Raw genomic sequence first — 14,793 nt, 5'->3', positions numbered from 1 at the left:
CGGTTACTTTTTGAGCGTCCGCTCGACATAGGCGCGGATCGACGCGGTCGCCTTGGGCGACGTCCAGATTTTGGTCGTCTCGGCGTCGACCTTCTTGCCGTCGCGTTTCATGCGCTCGGTCACCGGCAGACGGATCTGCTTCTTGGTTTGCGGGAAGGTCACCGGCCCGATCTGCGCCAGCATCTGCGCCGCGGCTACAGCGCGCGCCGTGACATCGGCGGCGTCGACCACCTCATGCACCAGTCCGCGTTCCGCCGCATCCTCCGGCGGATAGGTCGCACCGGTATAGATCGTCTCCGCGAGATAGCGCGGGCCGGTCACAAAGCGCATGATCTCGAAGGCGAGCGCGGGAAACGGCAGGCCGACCAGCAACTCGGTGACGCCGATGCGGCCGGGACCGCGCGCCATCACGCGAAAGTCGGCGCAGCACGCGAGAATGCAGCCGCCGGCAATGGCATGGCCGTTGACCGCCGCCACCAGCGGCTTCGGGAAATTGAAAATGGTGTCGTACATCTTGTTCAACACCGGCAGGAACGAGCGCAGATATTTCGAGCCGCCCTGCTCCGCGCGCAACAGATTGACGCCGGCCGAGAAGATCGATCCCTCCGCAGTGATGACCACCGCCTGCACGGACGACGACTTCTGCAGCTTGACGAACTGACCGGTCAGCGCGCGACAGAATTCGATGTCGAGCGCATTGGCCTTGCCATGCGCCAGCGTGAGGATCGCCACCCCGCCCTGCTGAGTCACCGCAATCATGCCGTCATGCCCCAATGTCTTCAGATACCTTGTCCGAGCGTCGCATGGCCCGACACGACGGACCGGCGTTCACCGCCGCTAAGCCGCTCCGCATGCACCACCGCCGCCGTCAGCACGACGACCGCAAAGCCCTGATGCACGATGGCAAGCCCGAGCGGAACCACATGAACCAGCGTCAAGATACCGAGAATTGCCTGCACCGTCACCAGCAATGCGAGCGCGAGCGCGTTGCGGCGCGTCACACGGTCGGCCGGCAAGGCATAGGCGCTCCACAGATGCGCCACCGCGAGAACCCACACCGCATAGGCGATCATCCGGTGGTTGAACTGAACGGTCAGCACGTTCTCGAACAGGTTCCGCCAGGCCGGCGTTTCACTCCAGAGCCGTGCGGCATCGGGAACGATCGTGCCGTCGATCAGCGGCCAGGTATTGTAGGCAAGGCCGGCCCGCAGCCCCGCGACCAGCGCGCCGAGATAGATCTGGAACAGCACGAGCGCCATCAGCAGCACGCCGCCACGCCGAACCAGCGGCGGAACGTCGCCGACGTGACGGCCGAAGGTCCGCCGTGCCGTCCACACCACCGCGGCGTAGATCAGGCAGGCAAGCGTCAGGTGAAACGCCAGCCGGTATTGCGAGACGCTGGTGCGGCCGACAAGTCCGGACGACACCATCCACCATCCGACGGCGCCGAGCGCCGCGCCGCCGGCGAAAATCAGCCACAGTCTCATCTTCAACGCGGGCGGTATCCAGCCGCGCCAGAGGAAGAACAGGAACGGCAGCAGGAACACCGCGCCGGTCGAGCGCGCGAGCAGCCGGTGCGACCACTCCCACCAGTAGATCGTCTTGAACTCGTCGAGCGACATGCCGCGATTGATCTGCTGATACTGCGGGATCGCCCGGTATTTGGTGAACTCGTCCTGCCAGGCCGTTTCCGTCAGCGGCGGCAGCACGCCGGTCACCGGCTTCCATTCGGTGATCGAGAGACCGGACTCGGTCAGCCGCGTCGCGCCGCCGACCACCAGCGTCAGGAAGATCATCGCCGCGACCGCATAGAGCCACACCCGCACGGCGCGCAATTGCCCCGGCACTGAAACCCCGTCAGACATGTCCGTTATCCGCGATCCTGCGACACCGCCGCGCAACACCAGCTACTTGCCCGCGGCGCTGCGGACCATATAGTGCCGGCCACTGCGCCGCAATTAGGGCGTGCCTTTCAGAGATTTGATATGCCGGCAAGACTGCGGAAATTCATCGGCGCCATCGCGCTGCTGGTGCTGGTGACGGTATGGGCGCTGCTGGCGATGGCGCTCGCGCAATCGGCGCTGACCTCGACCAATGGCCTGCTCGCAGGCGTCTATTATGTCGTCGCGGGGCTCGGCTGGGTGCTGCCGGCGATGCCGATCATCAAATGGATGCAGCGGGCATGATAACGCTCACGCCGCGTTGACGCGGCGGAACCGGTTCCACAGCGCGGTCGCGCTGCCCGACATCAGCACCTTCACATAACGCTGGCTCTGATATTCGCCGTTGACCGAGAGACGCGGCAGCGCGGTCAGATGCTCGCGATGCTTTCTGAACAGCACGCCCGGCCGCGTCGTCACCGCGGTCTTGAAGCCAAGTTCGCCGGCGATGCGGAATTCCCGCTGGCCCGCCGAGGTCGGATCGCCGACCGGATAGGCAAGATGCTGCGGCCGCACCCCGAGCGCCGCCTCGATCACGGTGCGGCTCATGTCGATTTCATTACGCACTGCGGCGTCGTTCGGCAGCTTTTTCAGAATCGCGTGATTGACCGTGTGTGCGCCGATCGTCACCAGCGGGTCGGCGGCCATCTGCGCAAGCTCTTCCCAGGTCATGCAGAGGTCACGGCAGATCGCCGCGACATCGACGCGATGACAGGCGGCGAGATCGCGCACCGTGCGCACGATCTGGTCGTAGCTTTTCATGCTACGCAGCCATTCGTAGATGGCGGCATAAAGCTCGCGCTTTTCACGCACGCTCGCGCAATCGAAAAACTGGTCCTTGCCCTCGACCGACAGCCCGATCCGCGAATTCTGTGCCACCACCTGTTCCAGCGCGACCCACCACAGGTCGCCCAGCCGGTCCGGAAAGCTGGTCGGGATATAAAGCGCGAACGGCACCTCGTATTTCTTCAGCAGCGGATAGGCCCAGCGCTGGATATCCTTGTAGCCGTCGTCGAAGGTCAGGCACACGAAGCGGCGGCCGAAATTCCCGCTCACCATCCGCTGGTGCATTTCATCAAGCGAAATGATGTCGATGCCGGAGCGCCGCAGCCGGCGCAGCATGCCTTCGAGAAAGATCGGGCTTACCTCGAGCAGCCGGTTCGGCTGGAAGCCGCCGGCGCGCGGCGGCCGGACATGGTGCATCGTCAGGATCGAGCCGACGCCGCCGAACAGCGGCCGCAGGATGCGATGCATGCCGCTGAAATACAGCGTTTCCATTCCGGTACGGATGACCGTGTGCTTCACGCCTGACGCCGCCCTTCGACCCGCCTGCCCCCGAAAGGTTGGCACTATTCCAACCCTTTATTGACAAATCTTTGCGAACCTCAGGCTCGATCTTACCATTGCCAATACAGGCCTCTTGCCGATGACCGCCACTACGCGCCCCGCAGAAGGCGCTTTTCATGCCGCTTCGACGAATAACCGCCCGCTGCTGGCCCGAATTGAGGTTTTCGACAGCCTCGAGGCCGCCGCGCCGGCCTGGCGAACGCTCGAAACCGGTGACGTCCTGGCGACCGCCTACCAGCGGCTGGATTTCCTCGCATTGTGGCAGCGCCATATCGGCACGCCGGACGTCATCGCGCCCTGCATCGCGGTGGCCTTCGACGCCGGCGGCGCGCCCGCCGCGCTGCTGCCGCTTGGCCGGCATTCCAGCCACGGCCTCAAAGTGCTTGGCTTTCTCGGCGGCAAGCACAGCAACTTCAATCTCGGCATCTGGCGGCGCGACGTTGCCGCTGTAGTGACGGAAGCCGACCTCCGCCGCTTCCTCGCTGCGCTGGAAGGCCGGGGCGACGCCCTGATCCTCTACAACCAGCCGATGCGCTGGCGCGACACCGCCAATCCGCTCGCCCTGCTGCCGCACCATGTCTCGCCCAGCATGGCCTATCGCGGACCGCTGCGGCCCGACTTCGAGGAATTGCTGAAGGAGCGCACGAGCAATTCGACCCGCTACAAGATGCGCAAGAAGGTGAAGTCGCTCACCAACAAGGCCGGCCCGGTCGCCTTCAGTCAGGCCGAAGGAGCGGACGCCACGCGCCGCGTCGTCCACGAATTTTTCGCGCAGAAAAGCGCGCGCATGCAGGCGATGGGCATGGAGGACGTCTTCGGCGCGGCCGACGTTCGCGCCTTCATCGAGGCGGGCGTCTGCGCCAGCTTGCCCGACGGCAAGCCCGTCATCGAAATTTACGAGCTGACCGCCGGCGGCGAGGTGGTCGCAACCATGGGCGGCATGGTGCGCGACGGCCGTTTCTCGGCGATGTTCAATTCAATTCCGGCGGACAAATTCCGCTCCGAAAGCCCCGGCGAGCAGCTGCTGGTCAACATGATCCGCACCTGCTGCGAACGCGGCCTGACCACATTCGACCTCGGCGTCGGCGAGGCGTCCTACAAGGACATGTTCTGCCCCGACGAAGAACCGCTGTTCGACACCTGCCTGCCGCTCTCGACGCGCGGCCATGCGCTGGTCGCGATCGAACGGGCAAAATCGGCGGTCAAGCGCACCGTCAAGCAGAACAAGTCGCTATGGTCGGCGGTCGTGCGCGCGCGCCAGTGGCGCGCGGCACTGTCACGCAAAAACTAAAGCGCAATCGGATTGTATTCCGCTCACCCCCGCGAAAGCGGGGGTCCAGTTCTGGAATTAGTCTTGTTTCAGCACTGCATGGATTCCCGCTTTCGCGGGAATGAGCGGAGTTTGGTTCTCGGCTTTAAGCCGCCTCGGCGCGCGCGCCACCGAGCATCATCGTGACATGGGCGAAGCCGGCCGACGTCGCGCGCTCCTGCAACGCGCGCGTTGCCGGCGATATCGGATCGGCAGCCACCACCACAACCTGGGTCGACAGCGGCAGCAGATATTCGAGCGGCGTTTCGGTGGCCGAGCCCGCATCGATCACAACATGCTCGTAGCTGCGCGCCAGCGCCTCGATCACCGATACGAGTTCGGATGACGCGAGCAGATTGATGCTGTTGGGACCCGCCTGACCGGTCGCCACCACATGCACGGTAGAATACTGGTCCGTCGTAATGATGTCGCCGAAGCCCACCTCGCCGTTCAGCAGTTCGACCAGTCCCGGCGCGTGCGGATCGGTTGAAATCACCGACAGGTTTGGCGCACCGAAGGCGAGATCGACCAGTACGACATTGGCGCTTTCCGCGAGCCCGCGCGCCAGCGTGATCGCGGCATAGGTGGTGCCGACGTCGCGGTCGCAGCCGATGACGGACACGCAGCGGCCCCAATCACCCGCCGCGCGAACCTGGTCGGCGATCTGGTCGATCGAGCTGAAGCCCGGACCCGCAGGCTGCGCGGCAGCGGCAAAAGCCGGTGCGGCAGGCTGAATCGGCGGCGCCGTCACATGCGGCTCCGGCCGGCGGAAGGCGGGCGCGACCGGCGCCGCATAGGCGGCTGATGCGGCGTAGGCCGCATAGGAATAGTCGTTCGCTGGCGCCAGAAGTTCGCCGGTGACCACGAAGCCCGACGACAGCGCGAAAGCGGCAAAAGCCGCGATCAGGATCATCGGCACCTTCTTCGGGAAATCGGGCTTGATCGCCGGGCTGGCGCGCGAAATGATCCGCGCCTCGGGCGGCGCCGCGTTGATGTTGTCGCGCGCCGACGCCTCGCGGTATTTCGCAAGGTAGGATTCCAGCAGGTCGCGCTGCGCCTTGCTCTCGCGTTCGAGCTCGCGCAGATGCACATCCTGTTCGTTGGTCTGCGAGACGACGGTCTTGGCATGGTCGAGACTGGCCGTCAGCGTTTCGATCCGGTTGCCGGCAACCTTGGCGTCGCTTTCAAGCTGGCGGACCAGCCGCTCGCCCTCCGCGCGAATCTGGCGGTCGATCTCGCCGATCTGTGCTTTTAGCTCCTTGATGCGCGGATGCTGGTCGAGCAGCGTCGAGGACTGCTCGGCCAGTTGTGCGCGCAATGCGACACGTTGTTCGGACAGGCGGCGCATCGATTCCGAATTGGCGATGTCGGAGGAGTCGATCGAGGCGCCCGAGCGCAGGAGCGCGCGCAGCTGTTGCGCCCTCGCCTCAAGATCGGCCTTCTGACCGCGCGCGGCCGACACCTGCGAGCTGATCTCACTGAGCTGCTGGCTCGACAGCGAGGCATTGTTGCTGCCGACATACAGGTTGGCCTTGGCGCGATAATCGGCGATCTTGCTTTCGCTGTCGGCGACCTTGCCGCGCATCTTCTCGATCTCGCCGGCGAGCCAGGCGCTCGCGGCGCGAGTCTGCTGCTGCTTGGCCTGCTGCTGCATGTCGAGATAGACCTCGGCGATGCTGTTGGCGACCTGCGCGGCCAGTTCAGGTGAAGCCGAATAGAAGCTGATCGCGATCACGCGCGAGCGCTCGACGGCGAAGGCGTTGAGATGGCTGTAATAGGACTCGAGCGTGCGCTCCTCGGCCGACATCGTATTGGGATCGCGCGCGAGGCCGAGCGCGCCGAGAATCATGCGGCTGAGCGACATGCCGCCGAGCAAAGGATCGAACTCCGGATTCTCGGCAAGCTTGTTCTTCTTGATGACCTGACGGGCGAGATCGCGCGACAACACGAGCTGAAGCTGGCTGGTCACGCCTTCCGGGTCCATCGCCGGACGGTCGTTCGCCTTGTCGGCCTCCGCGCGCAGGAACACGTTCTCTCGGGCTTCGAGCAGGATACGTGCTTCCGAGCGGTAACGCGGCGTCATCGCATTGACGACGACGAAGGCGCCGGCCGCGGCGATGATGGTGAAGGCGACGATTCGCGTCTTGTTGCGCCACAGCGCGCGCCCCAGACCCTGCATATCGGGATCGCCGGACCGCGGCGGCGCAACAGGCGCCGGAACAACTGCAACTTGCGGGGACACAGCCGGTTTTTTCTTCCGGAAGAACATTCACGACTCCAACGCCGACGCCTTTTGCACGAGATGCAATCAACCTCATTATGGTTGCCACCGCGTTAAGTCCCGTAACCGGCGGATAAACCGTCACGCGCCGGATAACGCTTTCTTAACCACGTCAGCCGCCTACTCCGCGCCGGGCTCGCCGTGACCGATCGATCGCTCAACATCGTCCACGTGTTCCGTTCGCCGGTCGGCGGGCTGTTTCGGCACGTCCTTGATCTTGCGCGCGCACAGGCCGCCCGCGGCCATCGCGTCGGACTGATCGCCGACAGCCTCACCGGCAGCGAGCGCGCCGCGCAGGCTCTCGCCGCAATCGAACCGCAGCTTCCGCTTGGCCTCCTCCGGATCCCGATGCCGCGCCAGCCCGGGCCGAAAGACTTCAATGCTCTCATCAAGGTATCGCAGTTTCTTCGCGCAACGCATGTCGACGTTGTCCACGGCCACGGCGCCAAAGGCGGGCTCTATGCGCGACTCGCCCGTCCCGGGCGGCCGATCGTGCGGGCCATGACACCGCATGGCGGCAGCCTGCATTTCGGCCGGGATAGTCTCGGCGGCTGGATCGTTCTGACGACCGAGCGGCTGCTGATGCCGTTCGGCGATCTCTACCTGTTCGAAAGCCGTTACGCGCGCGATCTGTTCCACGACAAGATCGGCGCACCGCGCGGACTCGTGCGCATCGTCCACAACGGCGTGTCGCCGGCCGAATTCGAACCGGTGCCGCCGGCGGACGATGCCACCGACCTTCTCTATCTCGGCGAATTCCGGACGCTGAAAGGCATCGACGTCCTGGTCGAGGCGGTCGTCAGGCTGCATGCGCGCGGACACAAGATTTCCGCAACACTGGTCGGCGACGGCCCGGACGCTGCGGCGGTGCGCGAACAAATCGCGGCGGCCAATCTCGGCACCGCCATTCGCGTACGACAGCCAATGCCCGCCCGCGAGGCCTTCGCACTCGGCCGCATCATGGTGGTGCCGTCGCGGGCGGAATCGCTGCCCTATGTGGTGCTGGAGGCCGCCGCCTGCGGCAAGCCGCTGATCGCCACGGAGGTCGGCGGCATTCCGGAAATCTACGGCCCACTGACGGATGCGCTGGTGCCGCCGAACGACGTCGAAACCCTGGTCAAGAAAGTCGTCGTCACACTCGACAATCCCGATATTGCAGGGTCTCGCGCCGAAACCTTGCGCCAGCGTGTCGCTGCCGGGTTTTCGATCGGCACGATGGTCGAGGGCGTATTGTCGGGCTATGCGGAAGTTCGCGCAAAGCGGCGATAAGCCCCGTGTTTATGCGGTTTCGATAAGATTTTCTTGAGACTCTTCGCCTAGACATTACCGGGACGTTAACCGCCGCGCGGCCGCTCATGTCTGGGTCCGCGGCCGTGTTTTGTTGTGTGTGGTTGTGTCATGATCGAGTCCGAGATCCGCTCGCCCGCTCCCGATGCCGCCGCCCCGGGCGCCAGTTCCGCACCGCAACGCCGACCTGACCGCCACGTCGAAAGCCCGCCGCTGTCGCCGGCCGCGATGGAAGTCGTCAGCGAGCGCGCCGCGCCGGCGATGTCGCCGATCGTGCTGGCAGGCTTCGTGCGCATCATCGAAACGGCGCTGATCGTCGCCGTCGGCCTCGCGGTCTACGCCGCCTATCTCTTCGGCGACGGCTTTGCCTGGCACTACGGCGTCGCCATCGCCGCCATCGCCGCGCTGTCGATGCTCGCGTTCCAGGTCGCCGACATTTACCAGGTGCAGGCATTCCGCGGGCACGAGAAGCAATATATGCGGCTCGCCTCCGCCTGGTCGGTGGTGTTCTGCATCGTCATCGCCGCCTCGTTTTTCCTCAAGGCCGGCGAGCAGTTCTCGCGCGTCTGGCTCGGCAGCTACTACATCGCGGGTCTTCTTGCGCTGGTCGCATGGCGGCGCGCACTGTTCCTGCTGGTGCGAAAGTGGACCCGCGAGGGCCGGCTGTCGCGGCGCACCGTCATCGTCGGTGGCGGCAAGCCCGGCGAGGAGCTGGCCTTTAACCTGCGTCACCAGAAGGATTCCGACGTCGAACTGATCGGCCTGTTCGACGACCGCGGCGACGATCGCACCGGCACGGAGTTCGGCGCGCTGCGCAAGCTCGGTTCGGTGGACGAACTGGTCGAGTTCGGCCGCCGCACCCGCGTCGATCTCGTCGTCTTTTCGCTGCCGATCTCGGCGGAGGGCCGCATCCTCCAGATGCTGAAGAAGCTGTGGGTGCTGCCGGTCGACATTCGCCTTGCCGCCCACACCAACAAGCTGCAGTTCCGGCCGCGCTCCTATTCGTTCCTGTCCGGCGTGCCGGTGATCGACGTCGCCGACCGGCCGATCGCGGACTGGGACGTCGTGATGAAATGGCTGTTCGACAAGACCGTCGGTGGCCTCGCGCTGCTGCTGCTGTCGCCGCTCTTGCTGCTCACCGCGCTCGCGGTGAAACTCGACAGCCGCGGCCCCGTCCTGTTCAAGCAGAAGCGCTACGGCTTCAATAACGACCTGATCGAGGTCTACAAGTTCCGCTCGATGTATGTCGACCAGAGCGACGCGACAGCCGCGAAGCTCGTGACGAAAGGCGATCCGCGCGTCACCCGCGTCGGCCGCTTCATTCGCAAGACCAGCCTCGACGAACTGCCGCAGCTCTTCAATGTCGTCTTCAAGGGCAACCTCTCGCTGGTCGGCCCGCGCCCGCACGCGGTCAACGCCAAGGCCGAAACGCGCCGCTATGACGAGGCGGTGGACGGCTATTTCGCCCGGCATCGCGTCAAGCCGGGCATCACCGGCTGGGCTCAGATCAACGGCTGGCGCGGCGAAACCGACACGCATGAGAAGATCCAGAAGCGCGTCGAGCACGACCTCTATTACATCGAGAACTGGTCGGTGCTGCTCGATCTCTCCATCTTCCTGCGCACGCCCTTCGCGCTGCTCAAGACCGAGAATGCCTATTGATCACGGCGCACGATATGGCGCCCGGCGCGACCGCGTTCCGCCGCGCGCCTGACATTTCGGCCGCCGCCGGCTCGCCGTCGTTGCGTGAGCGCATTCTGCTGGTCGTTCTCTACGTGGCGATGCTGATCAGCTCGATTGCCTTTATCGAGCCGTCGCCGCACGACGCCATGATCGGCGTGCTGGCCGTCGCCTGCCTGATTGCCGGCGTTCGCTTCGACCGGGTCGTCGCGCTTCTGCTGTTGCTGCTGGTGTTCTGGAATGCAGCCGGCCTCGTCGCGCTGATGAACGCACTCGGCAACGACAAGTCGGTGCAATACGCGATCACCTCGGTTTACCTCGGCGGCACGGCGATCGTTTATGCCTGCGTCTTCGCGCGCGACAGCATGGGCCGCATCGCCGCGATGCGCGCGGGCTACGTCGCGAGCGCAACGCTCGCGGCGTTCCTCGGCATCATGGGTTATTTCCATATCGGGCCGGGCTCCGATCGTTTCGAGCTTTATGGCCGCGCCATGGGTCCGTTCAAGGATCCCAACGTCTATGCGCCCTATCTGATCTGGCCGATGCTGATCGTCATCTGCCGGTCGATGACGGAGCGGATCAAATTTATCGACCTTCTCATTCTCGGCATCATGGTTCCGGGCTTCCTGCTGAGTTTTTCGCGCGGCGCCTGGGCGCATCTCGCCGCCTCCGGCCTCATAATGATGCTGCTGCTGATGCTGACCGCTCCGACACCGCGCGCGCGCATGCGGCTCACCTTGTTCATGTTTGCCGGCATATTCCTGCTGGCCATCGGCGTCGTCGCGCTGATGTCAATCGATTCGGTGCGTGAGATGTTCCTGCAACGCGCGCAGGCGGTGCAGAGTTATGACGTCGGACAGGGCGGCCGGTTCCAGTTGCAGGAATATGCGCTGAGTTCCCTGCTCGACTACCCGCTCGGCATGGGACCGCATGAATTCGCCCGCATCTACGGCCTGCAGCAACACAACGTCTACCTGCAGGCCTTCGTGGTGTACGGCTGGATCGGCGGGATTTCCTATATCCTGCTCATCGTCGCCACGCTGGTGGTCGGGCTGCGCGCCGTGCTGGTGCGCGCACCGTGGCAGAACGCCCTGATCGTGTCGCTCGCCACGTTTGCCGGCCTCGCCGGTGAGGGCGCGATCATCGACACCGACCACTGGCGGCACTTTTTCCTGCTGCTCGGCCTCGTCTGGGGGCTCGCCGCCGCCACGATTCGCCAGCAAAAAGGCCTGCCGAATTCGGCTCAGGCGGTTGTTGCGCGCGCGTGAGCGCCTCCCTATAGTCCGCGCCGTTCGGAGCGTAGCGCAGCCCGGTTAGCGCACCAGTCTGGGGGACTGGGGGTCGTGGGTTCGAATCCCGCCGCTCCGACCATTTCCTTCACAGCGATGGACGGCCACGCCGCATCTCGATGGCGCGCCGTTTCTGTTCCTTGATCGCAACCAAAGTTGCGGCCCTTCTTCAGCAGCGCTAGGCGGGTGCAGAAATCGGCCGGCGCCTAGCGGAACACGGCGCCGGGCCACTCGAGAACCGCGCTCCTGATCGCCGGCAACTGCTGTCCGCGCCGATAAAACGCCTCGACGGTGGGCAACCGGCCGTCTGCCCAGAAATGCCCGGCGCCGAGATTATCGACGCGCGCGAGATTAATGATCCAGAACAAATCGGCCATCGTCGGCGTCTCGCCGAACAGCCAGGGTTGCGAGGCCTTGGCAAGCCGCCGTCAAACGCACCGAGCGCGGCTTCCATGATCCCATAGGCCCGCGTCATGCTTGCGGGATCGAACAGCGTCTGCTTGGCGTTGAACTCCTTGTCCCGTTTCGCCCGGTAGGCGCGAACCAGATCGGGGTCGTCGCGAAACTGCTCGAGATATTTGTCGCACCGCGCCACCTTCGCGGTCGCGAAGTCGATGCCGTTCTTGCCGCGCTGCGACGGCGGGCGACGATCTTCACCGGGCGGCTTTGCCGCCAGCATCTGATAATTCGGCAGGTTGTCGACGATACCGATCTCCATCCGGATGGCATCGTCGAGCGCCTCGGGCACCAGCCGGTCGGAGCCGTCCTGCTCGTCGATGAAACGGCAAATGCGCAGCGAGTCGACCATCACCTCGCCCGCCTCACGGTCGTAAAGCGTCGGCACGACGCACGCATCGCACCCTTCGCCGCCCGCCGAGGTGCTCCCGCTGTGGTGCGCGGCGAGCGCGAGACCGGCATCGTCGCAACCCTTCACACGCAACCTGACATAGTCGGGGAGATAGGTTTCGCCCTCGAACAAATTCAGCGACCGGGATTCGTAAGGCATCCCCCTTCGCAGCCAGCACCACTCTGACCTTCTGCGAGCAAATCGAATTCGGCGCGTTGTAGAGAACATATCGGGGCGTCGTCGCGCTCTCGCCCACCAGCGACGGCGGCCGCCGCGACGCCAGATCGGCGTTCAGTCGTTCGACAATCGAGGCAGCGTTCTGCGGCATGCTGGCGTCTCCGGCTTGCGGGCCCACGTTACTTGAAAAGGTAATTCGGCAGCCAGAGCGCGATCGACGGCATGGCGATCAGCGCCGCCAGCAGCAAGAACGGCGCGACCAGAAACGGCACAATGCCCTGATAAATCTTGAACACCGGCACGTCCGGCAGCTGCCCCTGGATGATAAAGATGTTCATTCCCACCGGCGGATGAATAAGGCCGAGTTCGATCAGCACGACGAGGACCACGCCAAACCAGACAGGATCGAACCCGGCCGCCACGACCAGCGGCAGAAATACCGGCCCCGTGATCAGGATCATCCCGAGGCCGTCCATGAAGCAGCCGAACACGATATAGAACGCGATCAGGATGAGAATGAGCGCGATCGGGCTGAGATGAACGCCCTTGGCGGCTTCGACCAGCAGCGTCGGAATTTGCGCCTGCACCACGAAGTAGGAAAAGACCACGGCGCAGATCACGATCACGAACAGCATGCAGGTCGTCGTCACCGCCGCCCTGAAGCTGTCGAGAACGCCCCGCCAGTCCAGTCCGCCGCTCACGATCCCGAGCAGCAGCGCGCCGAAAGCGCCGACCGCGGCCGCCTCGGTCGAGGAAAACCAGCCGACATACAAGCCGCCGATGGAAACACCGAACAACAGAACGACGTCCCAGATCGCCAGGAGATCGCGCCAGCGCCCGGCCCATGAGCCGGCTTGAGGCTCACAATCGACATCGAAGGCTTCCTCCGCGCACGGGTGACCCGAAACGTATTCTTGGCAACGCCGGAGGCTCCGCTTCGCGATCGTCATCCGGCGCGCATGATGCGGAGTAACGCAACGCAGGTATTCATTCCAGATATCAATTTTTCCGGCTCGATACCGAAACGTCATCGTATGCGATTGATCGGCCTATCGCGCCGGGCCGGTCAACGCGCCGCGGCAGCCTCGATGGCCTTCGAGGGATCGACAAGACCGGCGCCGAAGTCGCGGGCCGCCACGCCGGCGCCGAGCCGGCTCGCCGTCGACACCAGCAGGCGGCGAATGTCGGCCGGCTTGAGTTGCGGATTGCGCGCGAGTAGCAGCGCGGCAACGCCGCTGACATGCGCGGCCGCCGCCGACGTCCCCGACGTCACCTGCAAGCCGCCGCCCGGCGACGGCAGCAGGATATCGACGCCCGGGGCCGACACCGCGATCTGCGGTCCGCGGTTGGCGACGGCCAGCAGTTTGTCGTTGGCGTCGGTCGCCGTCACGCCGATCACCTCGGCATACGCGCCCGGATAAAGCGGCGGCGATGTCGGCCCCGCATTGCCGACCGCCGCGATCAGCACGATGCCGCGCGCCGACGCCGCCTTTAGCATCTGCGCCATCATGGGGTCGCGCGGTCCTGCAAAGCTCATGTTGATGACGCGCGCGCCCTCGCCTGCGGCCCAGTCGATACCCTTGAGCACATTGAAGGTCGTACCGTCGGCGCTTGCCGCCCGGCTGCCGAAGGCGCGGACCGCAAGCAGCCGCGCGCGCGGTGCGACGCCGATCAGCCGGCCGCGCGCCGCCACCGCACCGGCCATGCCGGTGCCGTGCGTATGCGGCGCCGGCGGATCGCCGGTCACGTCGAAGCGCTCGGCGACCGCGCCGGCCAGATCGGGATGACTGTCGTCGATCTGCGAGTCGATCACTGCGACCGGGATATCGTCGCCATTGGTGACGCGATGCGCCGCGACGAGGTGCAGCTTCTCGACGACATACTGCGCGGTGTTCGGTTGCGGCGGAGCGACCACCGCCTGTTGCTGCATCAAACGGTAATAATTGTTCGATTGCGCGGCAGCGACGCGACCGTAACGCGCCAGCGCACGGACGACGCTTGCAACCGAGCGGCCGCTGTCGATCCGCCAGCGCTGAATGCTCTCGCCGGTCAGTGCGAAATCCTGCGTCTCGATCAGCGTCATGCCGAGGCGTTGCGCCATGCGCCGGACATAAGCCTGCCCGGTGCCGGCGCGCAGCCGCAGCAGCACCTCGTTCGGCACGAAGCCGAAGGCTCCGGCCGGCGGCGCGGTAAATCCGCTTCGCCCGCCGCCACCCTGGCCACCGCTTCGCGGTCCGCCGCGCGGCGGCGGAGATTTCGGCGGCGGCGGTGCGCTGAGTTCGGGAAACAGCGCGCCTGCGAGCAGCCATCCGGCAGGGCCGAGAAAACAGGTCATGCCGTTACGCATGACCTCGGCGCTGGTCAGTTCGCGCGGCATGATCGCGGCATGCACGATCGTCGAGCCGACCGTGCAGACAAAACCGAACACGCCATAGGCGGCGAGCGGCGTGATATGCGATCCGGCGCTGCCGGTGACAACCGTAACGGTGTTGTTGGGCGGCCCGCCGCCGCCAACGCCTTGTGCGAGTCCGCGCGACGGCATCAGCAGCACGGCGAGCGCGAACGCAACCAGGCTCGCGATGCCAGAGACTCTCTTCACGCCACGCCCGCGATGCAACAACATGGCGCGACCTTCC

At 65.2% G+C, this 14,793-nt stretch carries 12 protein-coding genes and 1 tRNA gene; 6 read left to right on the top strand and 7 right to left on the bottom strand.

The window, feature by feature from the left end; all coding sequences use genetic code 11:
- Positions 1–3: 3 nt before the first annotated feature.
- Positions 4–759, bottom strand: a complete 756-nt coding sequence (locus tag AB7F10_RS09310; RefSeq protein WP_428564477.1) for an enoyl-CoA hydratase/isomerase family protein — start codon at positions 757–759, stop codon at positions 4–6.
- Positions 760–779: 20 nt separating this feature from the next.
- The gene (locus AB7F10_RS09305; RefSeq protein WP_428564474.1) at positions 780–1,865 is read right to left on the bottom strand and encodes a COX15/CtaA family protein; all 1,086 of its coding nucleotides are present in this window, start codon (positions 1,863–1,865) and stop codon (positions 780–782) included.
- 120 nt (positions 1,866–1,985) lie between these two features.
- On the opposite strand from AB7F10_RS09305, the gene AB7F10_RS09300 reads away from it, so the two are divergent.
- A complete protein-coding gene (locus AB7F10_RS09300) occupies positions 1,986–2,186 on the top strand; it encodes a DUF2842 domain-containing protein (RefSeq protein WP_428564471.1) in 201 nt (66 codons plus the stop codon).
- 6 nt (positions 2,187–2,192) lie between these two features.
- Here AB7F10_RS09300 and AB7F10_RS09295 read toward each other — a convergent pair whose 3' ends face one another.
- Positions 2,193–3,245 (bottom strand): polysaccharide deacetylase family protein, encoded by a 1,053-nt coding sequence (locus AB7F10_RS09295; RefSeq protein ID WP_428564468.1) that lies wholly within the window; start codon positions 3,243–3,245, stop codon positions 2,193–2,195.
- Between the two features lie 121 nt (positions 3,246–3,366).
- Between AB7F10_RS09295 and AB7F10_RS09290 the strand changes: the two genes are divergently transcribed.
- Complete coding sequence (locus tag AB7F10_RS09290; protein WP_428564465.1) at positions 3,367–4,578, top strand: GNAT family N-acetyltransferase; 1,212 nt, start codon at positions 3,367–3,369, stop codon at positions 4,576–4,578.
- 124 nt (positions 4,579–4,702) lie between these two features.
- Here the strand turns inward: AB7F10_RS09290 and AB7F10_RS09285 are convergent, their stop codons facing one another.
- Positions 4,703–6,775, bottom strand: a complete 2,073-nt coding sequence (locus AB7F10_RS09285) for a GumC family protein (protein ID WP_428564462.1) — start codon at positions 6,773–6,775, stop codon at positions 4,703–4,705.
- Between the two features lie 243 nt (positions 6,776–7,018).
- Here AB7F10_RS09285 and AB7F10_RS09280 point away from each other — a divergent pair, with 243 nt between their 5' ends.
- The 4 genes from AB7F10_RS09280 to AB7F10_RS09265 all read left to right on the top strand — a co-directional run bounded on the left by AB7F10_RS09280 (position 7,019) and on the right by AB7F10_RS09265 (position 11,215).
- Positions 7,019–8,146, top strand: coding sequence for a glycosyltransferase family 4 protein (locus AB7F10_RS09280; protein ID WP_428564459.1), 1,128 nt, complete (start codon positions 7,019–7,021; stop codon positions 8,144–8,146).
- A 129-nt stretch (positions 8,147–8,275) separates the two neighbouring features.
- On the top strand, positions 8,276–9,826 hold the full coding sequence (locus AB7F10_RS09275; protein WP_428564456.1) for an undecaprenyl-phosphate glucose phosphotransferase: 1,551 nt from the start codon (positions 8,276–8,278) through the stop codon (positions 9,824–9,826).
- Positions 9,823–11,112 carry an O-antigen ligase family protein gene (locus AB7F10_RS09270; protein WP_428564453.1) on the top strand — a complete coding sequence of 430 codons (1,290 nt, stop codon included), beginning with the start codon at positions 9,823–9,825 and terminating at the stop codon, positions 11,110–11,112. The genes AB7F10_RS09275 and AB7F10_RS09270 overlap by 4 nt, the downstream gene beginning before the upstream one ends.
- A gap of 25 nt (positions 11,113–11,137) precedes the next feature.
- Positions 11,138–11,215, top strand: a tRNA-Pro gene (locus AB7F10_RS09265).
- Positions 11,216–11,311: 96 nt separating this feature from the next.
- On the opposite strand, the gene AB7F10_RS09260 is transcribed toward AB7F10_RS09265, so the two are convergent.
- The 3 genes from AB7F10_RS09260 to AB7F10_RS09250 all read right to left on the bottom strand — a co-directional run bounded on the left by AB7F10_RS09260 (position 11,312) and on the right by AB7F10_RS09250 (position 14,756).
- Positions 11,312–12,139, bottom strand: a complete 828-nt coding sequence (locus AB7F10_RS09260) for a hypothetical protein (protein WP_428564450.1) — start codon at positions 12,137–12,139, stop codon at positions 11,312–11,314.
- A gap of 197 nt (positions 12,140–12,336) precedes the next feature.
- A complete protein-coding gene (locus AB7F10_RS09255; protein WP_428564447.1) occupies positions 12,337–13,107 on the bottom strand; it encodes a TRAP transporter large permease subunit in 771 nt (256 codons plus the stop codon).
- Positions 13,108–13,223: 116 nt separating this feature from the next.
- Positions 13,224–14,756 carry a S8 family serine peptidase gene (locus tag AB7F10_RS09250; RefSeq protein WP_428587148.1) on the bottom strand — a complete coding sequence of 511 codons (1,533 nt, stop codon included), beginning with the start codon at positions 14,754–14,756 and terminating at the stop codon, positions 13,224–13,226.
- Positions 14,757–14,793 lie beyond the last annotated feature (37 nt).

Origin of the sequence: Pseudolabrys sp. (assembly GCF_050250095.1) — a bacterium.
In the GTDB taxonomy this organism is placed as follows: Bacteria; Pseudomonadota; Alphaproteobacteria; order Rhizobiales; family Xanthobacteraceae; genus Pseudolabrys.
This window is presented reverse-complemented; position numbering and strand designations above follow the sequence as displayed.

Bases quoted from the DNA above. Each gene is read 5' to 3' on its own strand.
- AB7F10_RS09260 (WP_428564450.1), bottom strand. From the start codon at position 12,139: ATGCCTTACGAATCCCGGTCGCTGAATTTGTTCGAGGGCGAAACCTAT.
- AB7F10_RS09255 (WP_428564447.1), bottom strand. From the start codon at position 13,107: ATGACGATCGCGAAGCGGAGCCTCCGGCGTTGCCAAGAATACGTTTCG.
- AB7F10_RS09290 (WP_428564465.1), top strand. From the start codon at position 3,367: ATGACCGCCACTACGCGCCCCGCAGAAGGCGCTTTTCATGCCGCTTCG.
- AB7F10_RS09300 (WP_428564471.1), top strand. From the start codon at position 1,986: ATGCCGGCAAGACTGCGGAAATTCATCGGCGCCATCGCGCTGCTGGTG.
- AB7F10_RS09305 (WP_428564474.1), bottom strand. From the start codon at position 1,865: ATGTCTGACGGGGTTTCAGTGCCGGGGCAATTGCGCGCCGTGCGGGTG.
- AB7F10_RS09275 (WP_428564456.1), top strand. From the start codon at position 8,276: ATGATCGAGTCCGAGATCCGCTCGCCCGCTCCCGATGCCGCCGCCCCG.
- AB7F10_RS09285 (WP_428564462.1), bottom strand. From the start codon at position 6,775: ATGCAGGGTCTGGGGCGCGCGCTGTGGCGCAACAAGACGCGAATCGTC.
- AB7F10_RS09310 (WP_428564477.1), bottom strand. From the start codon at position 759: ATGATTGCGGTGACTCAGCAGGGCGGGGTGGCGATCCTCACGCTGGCG.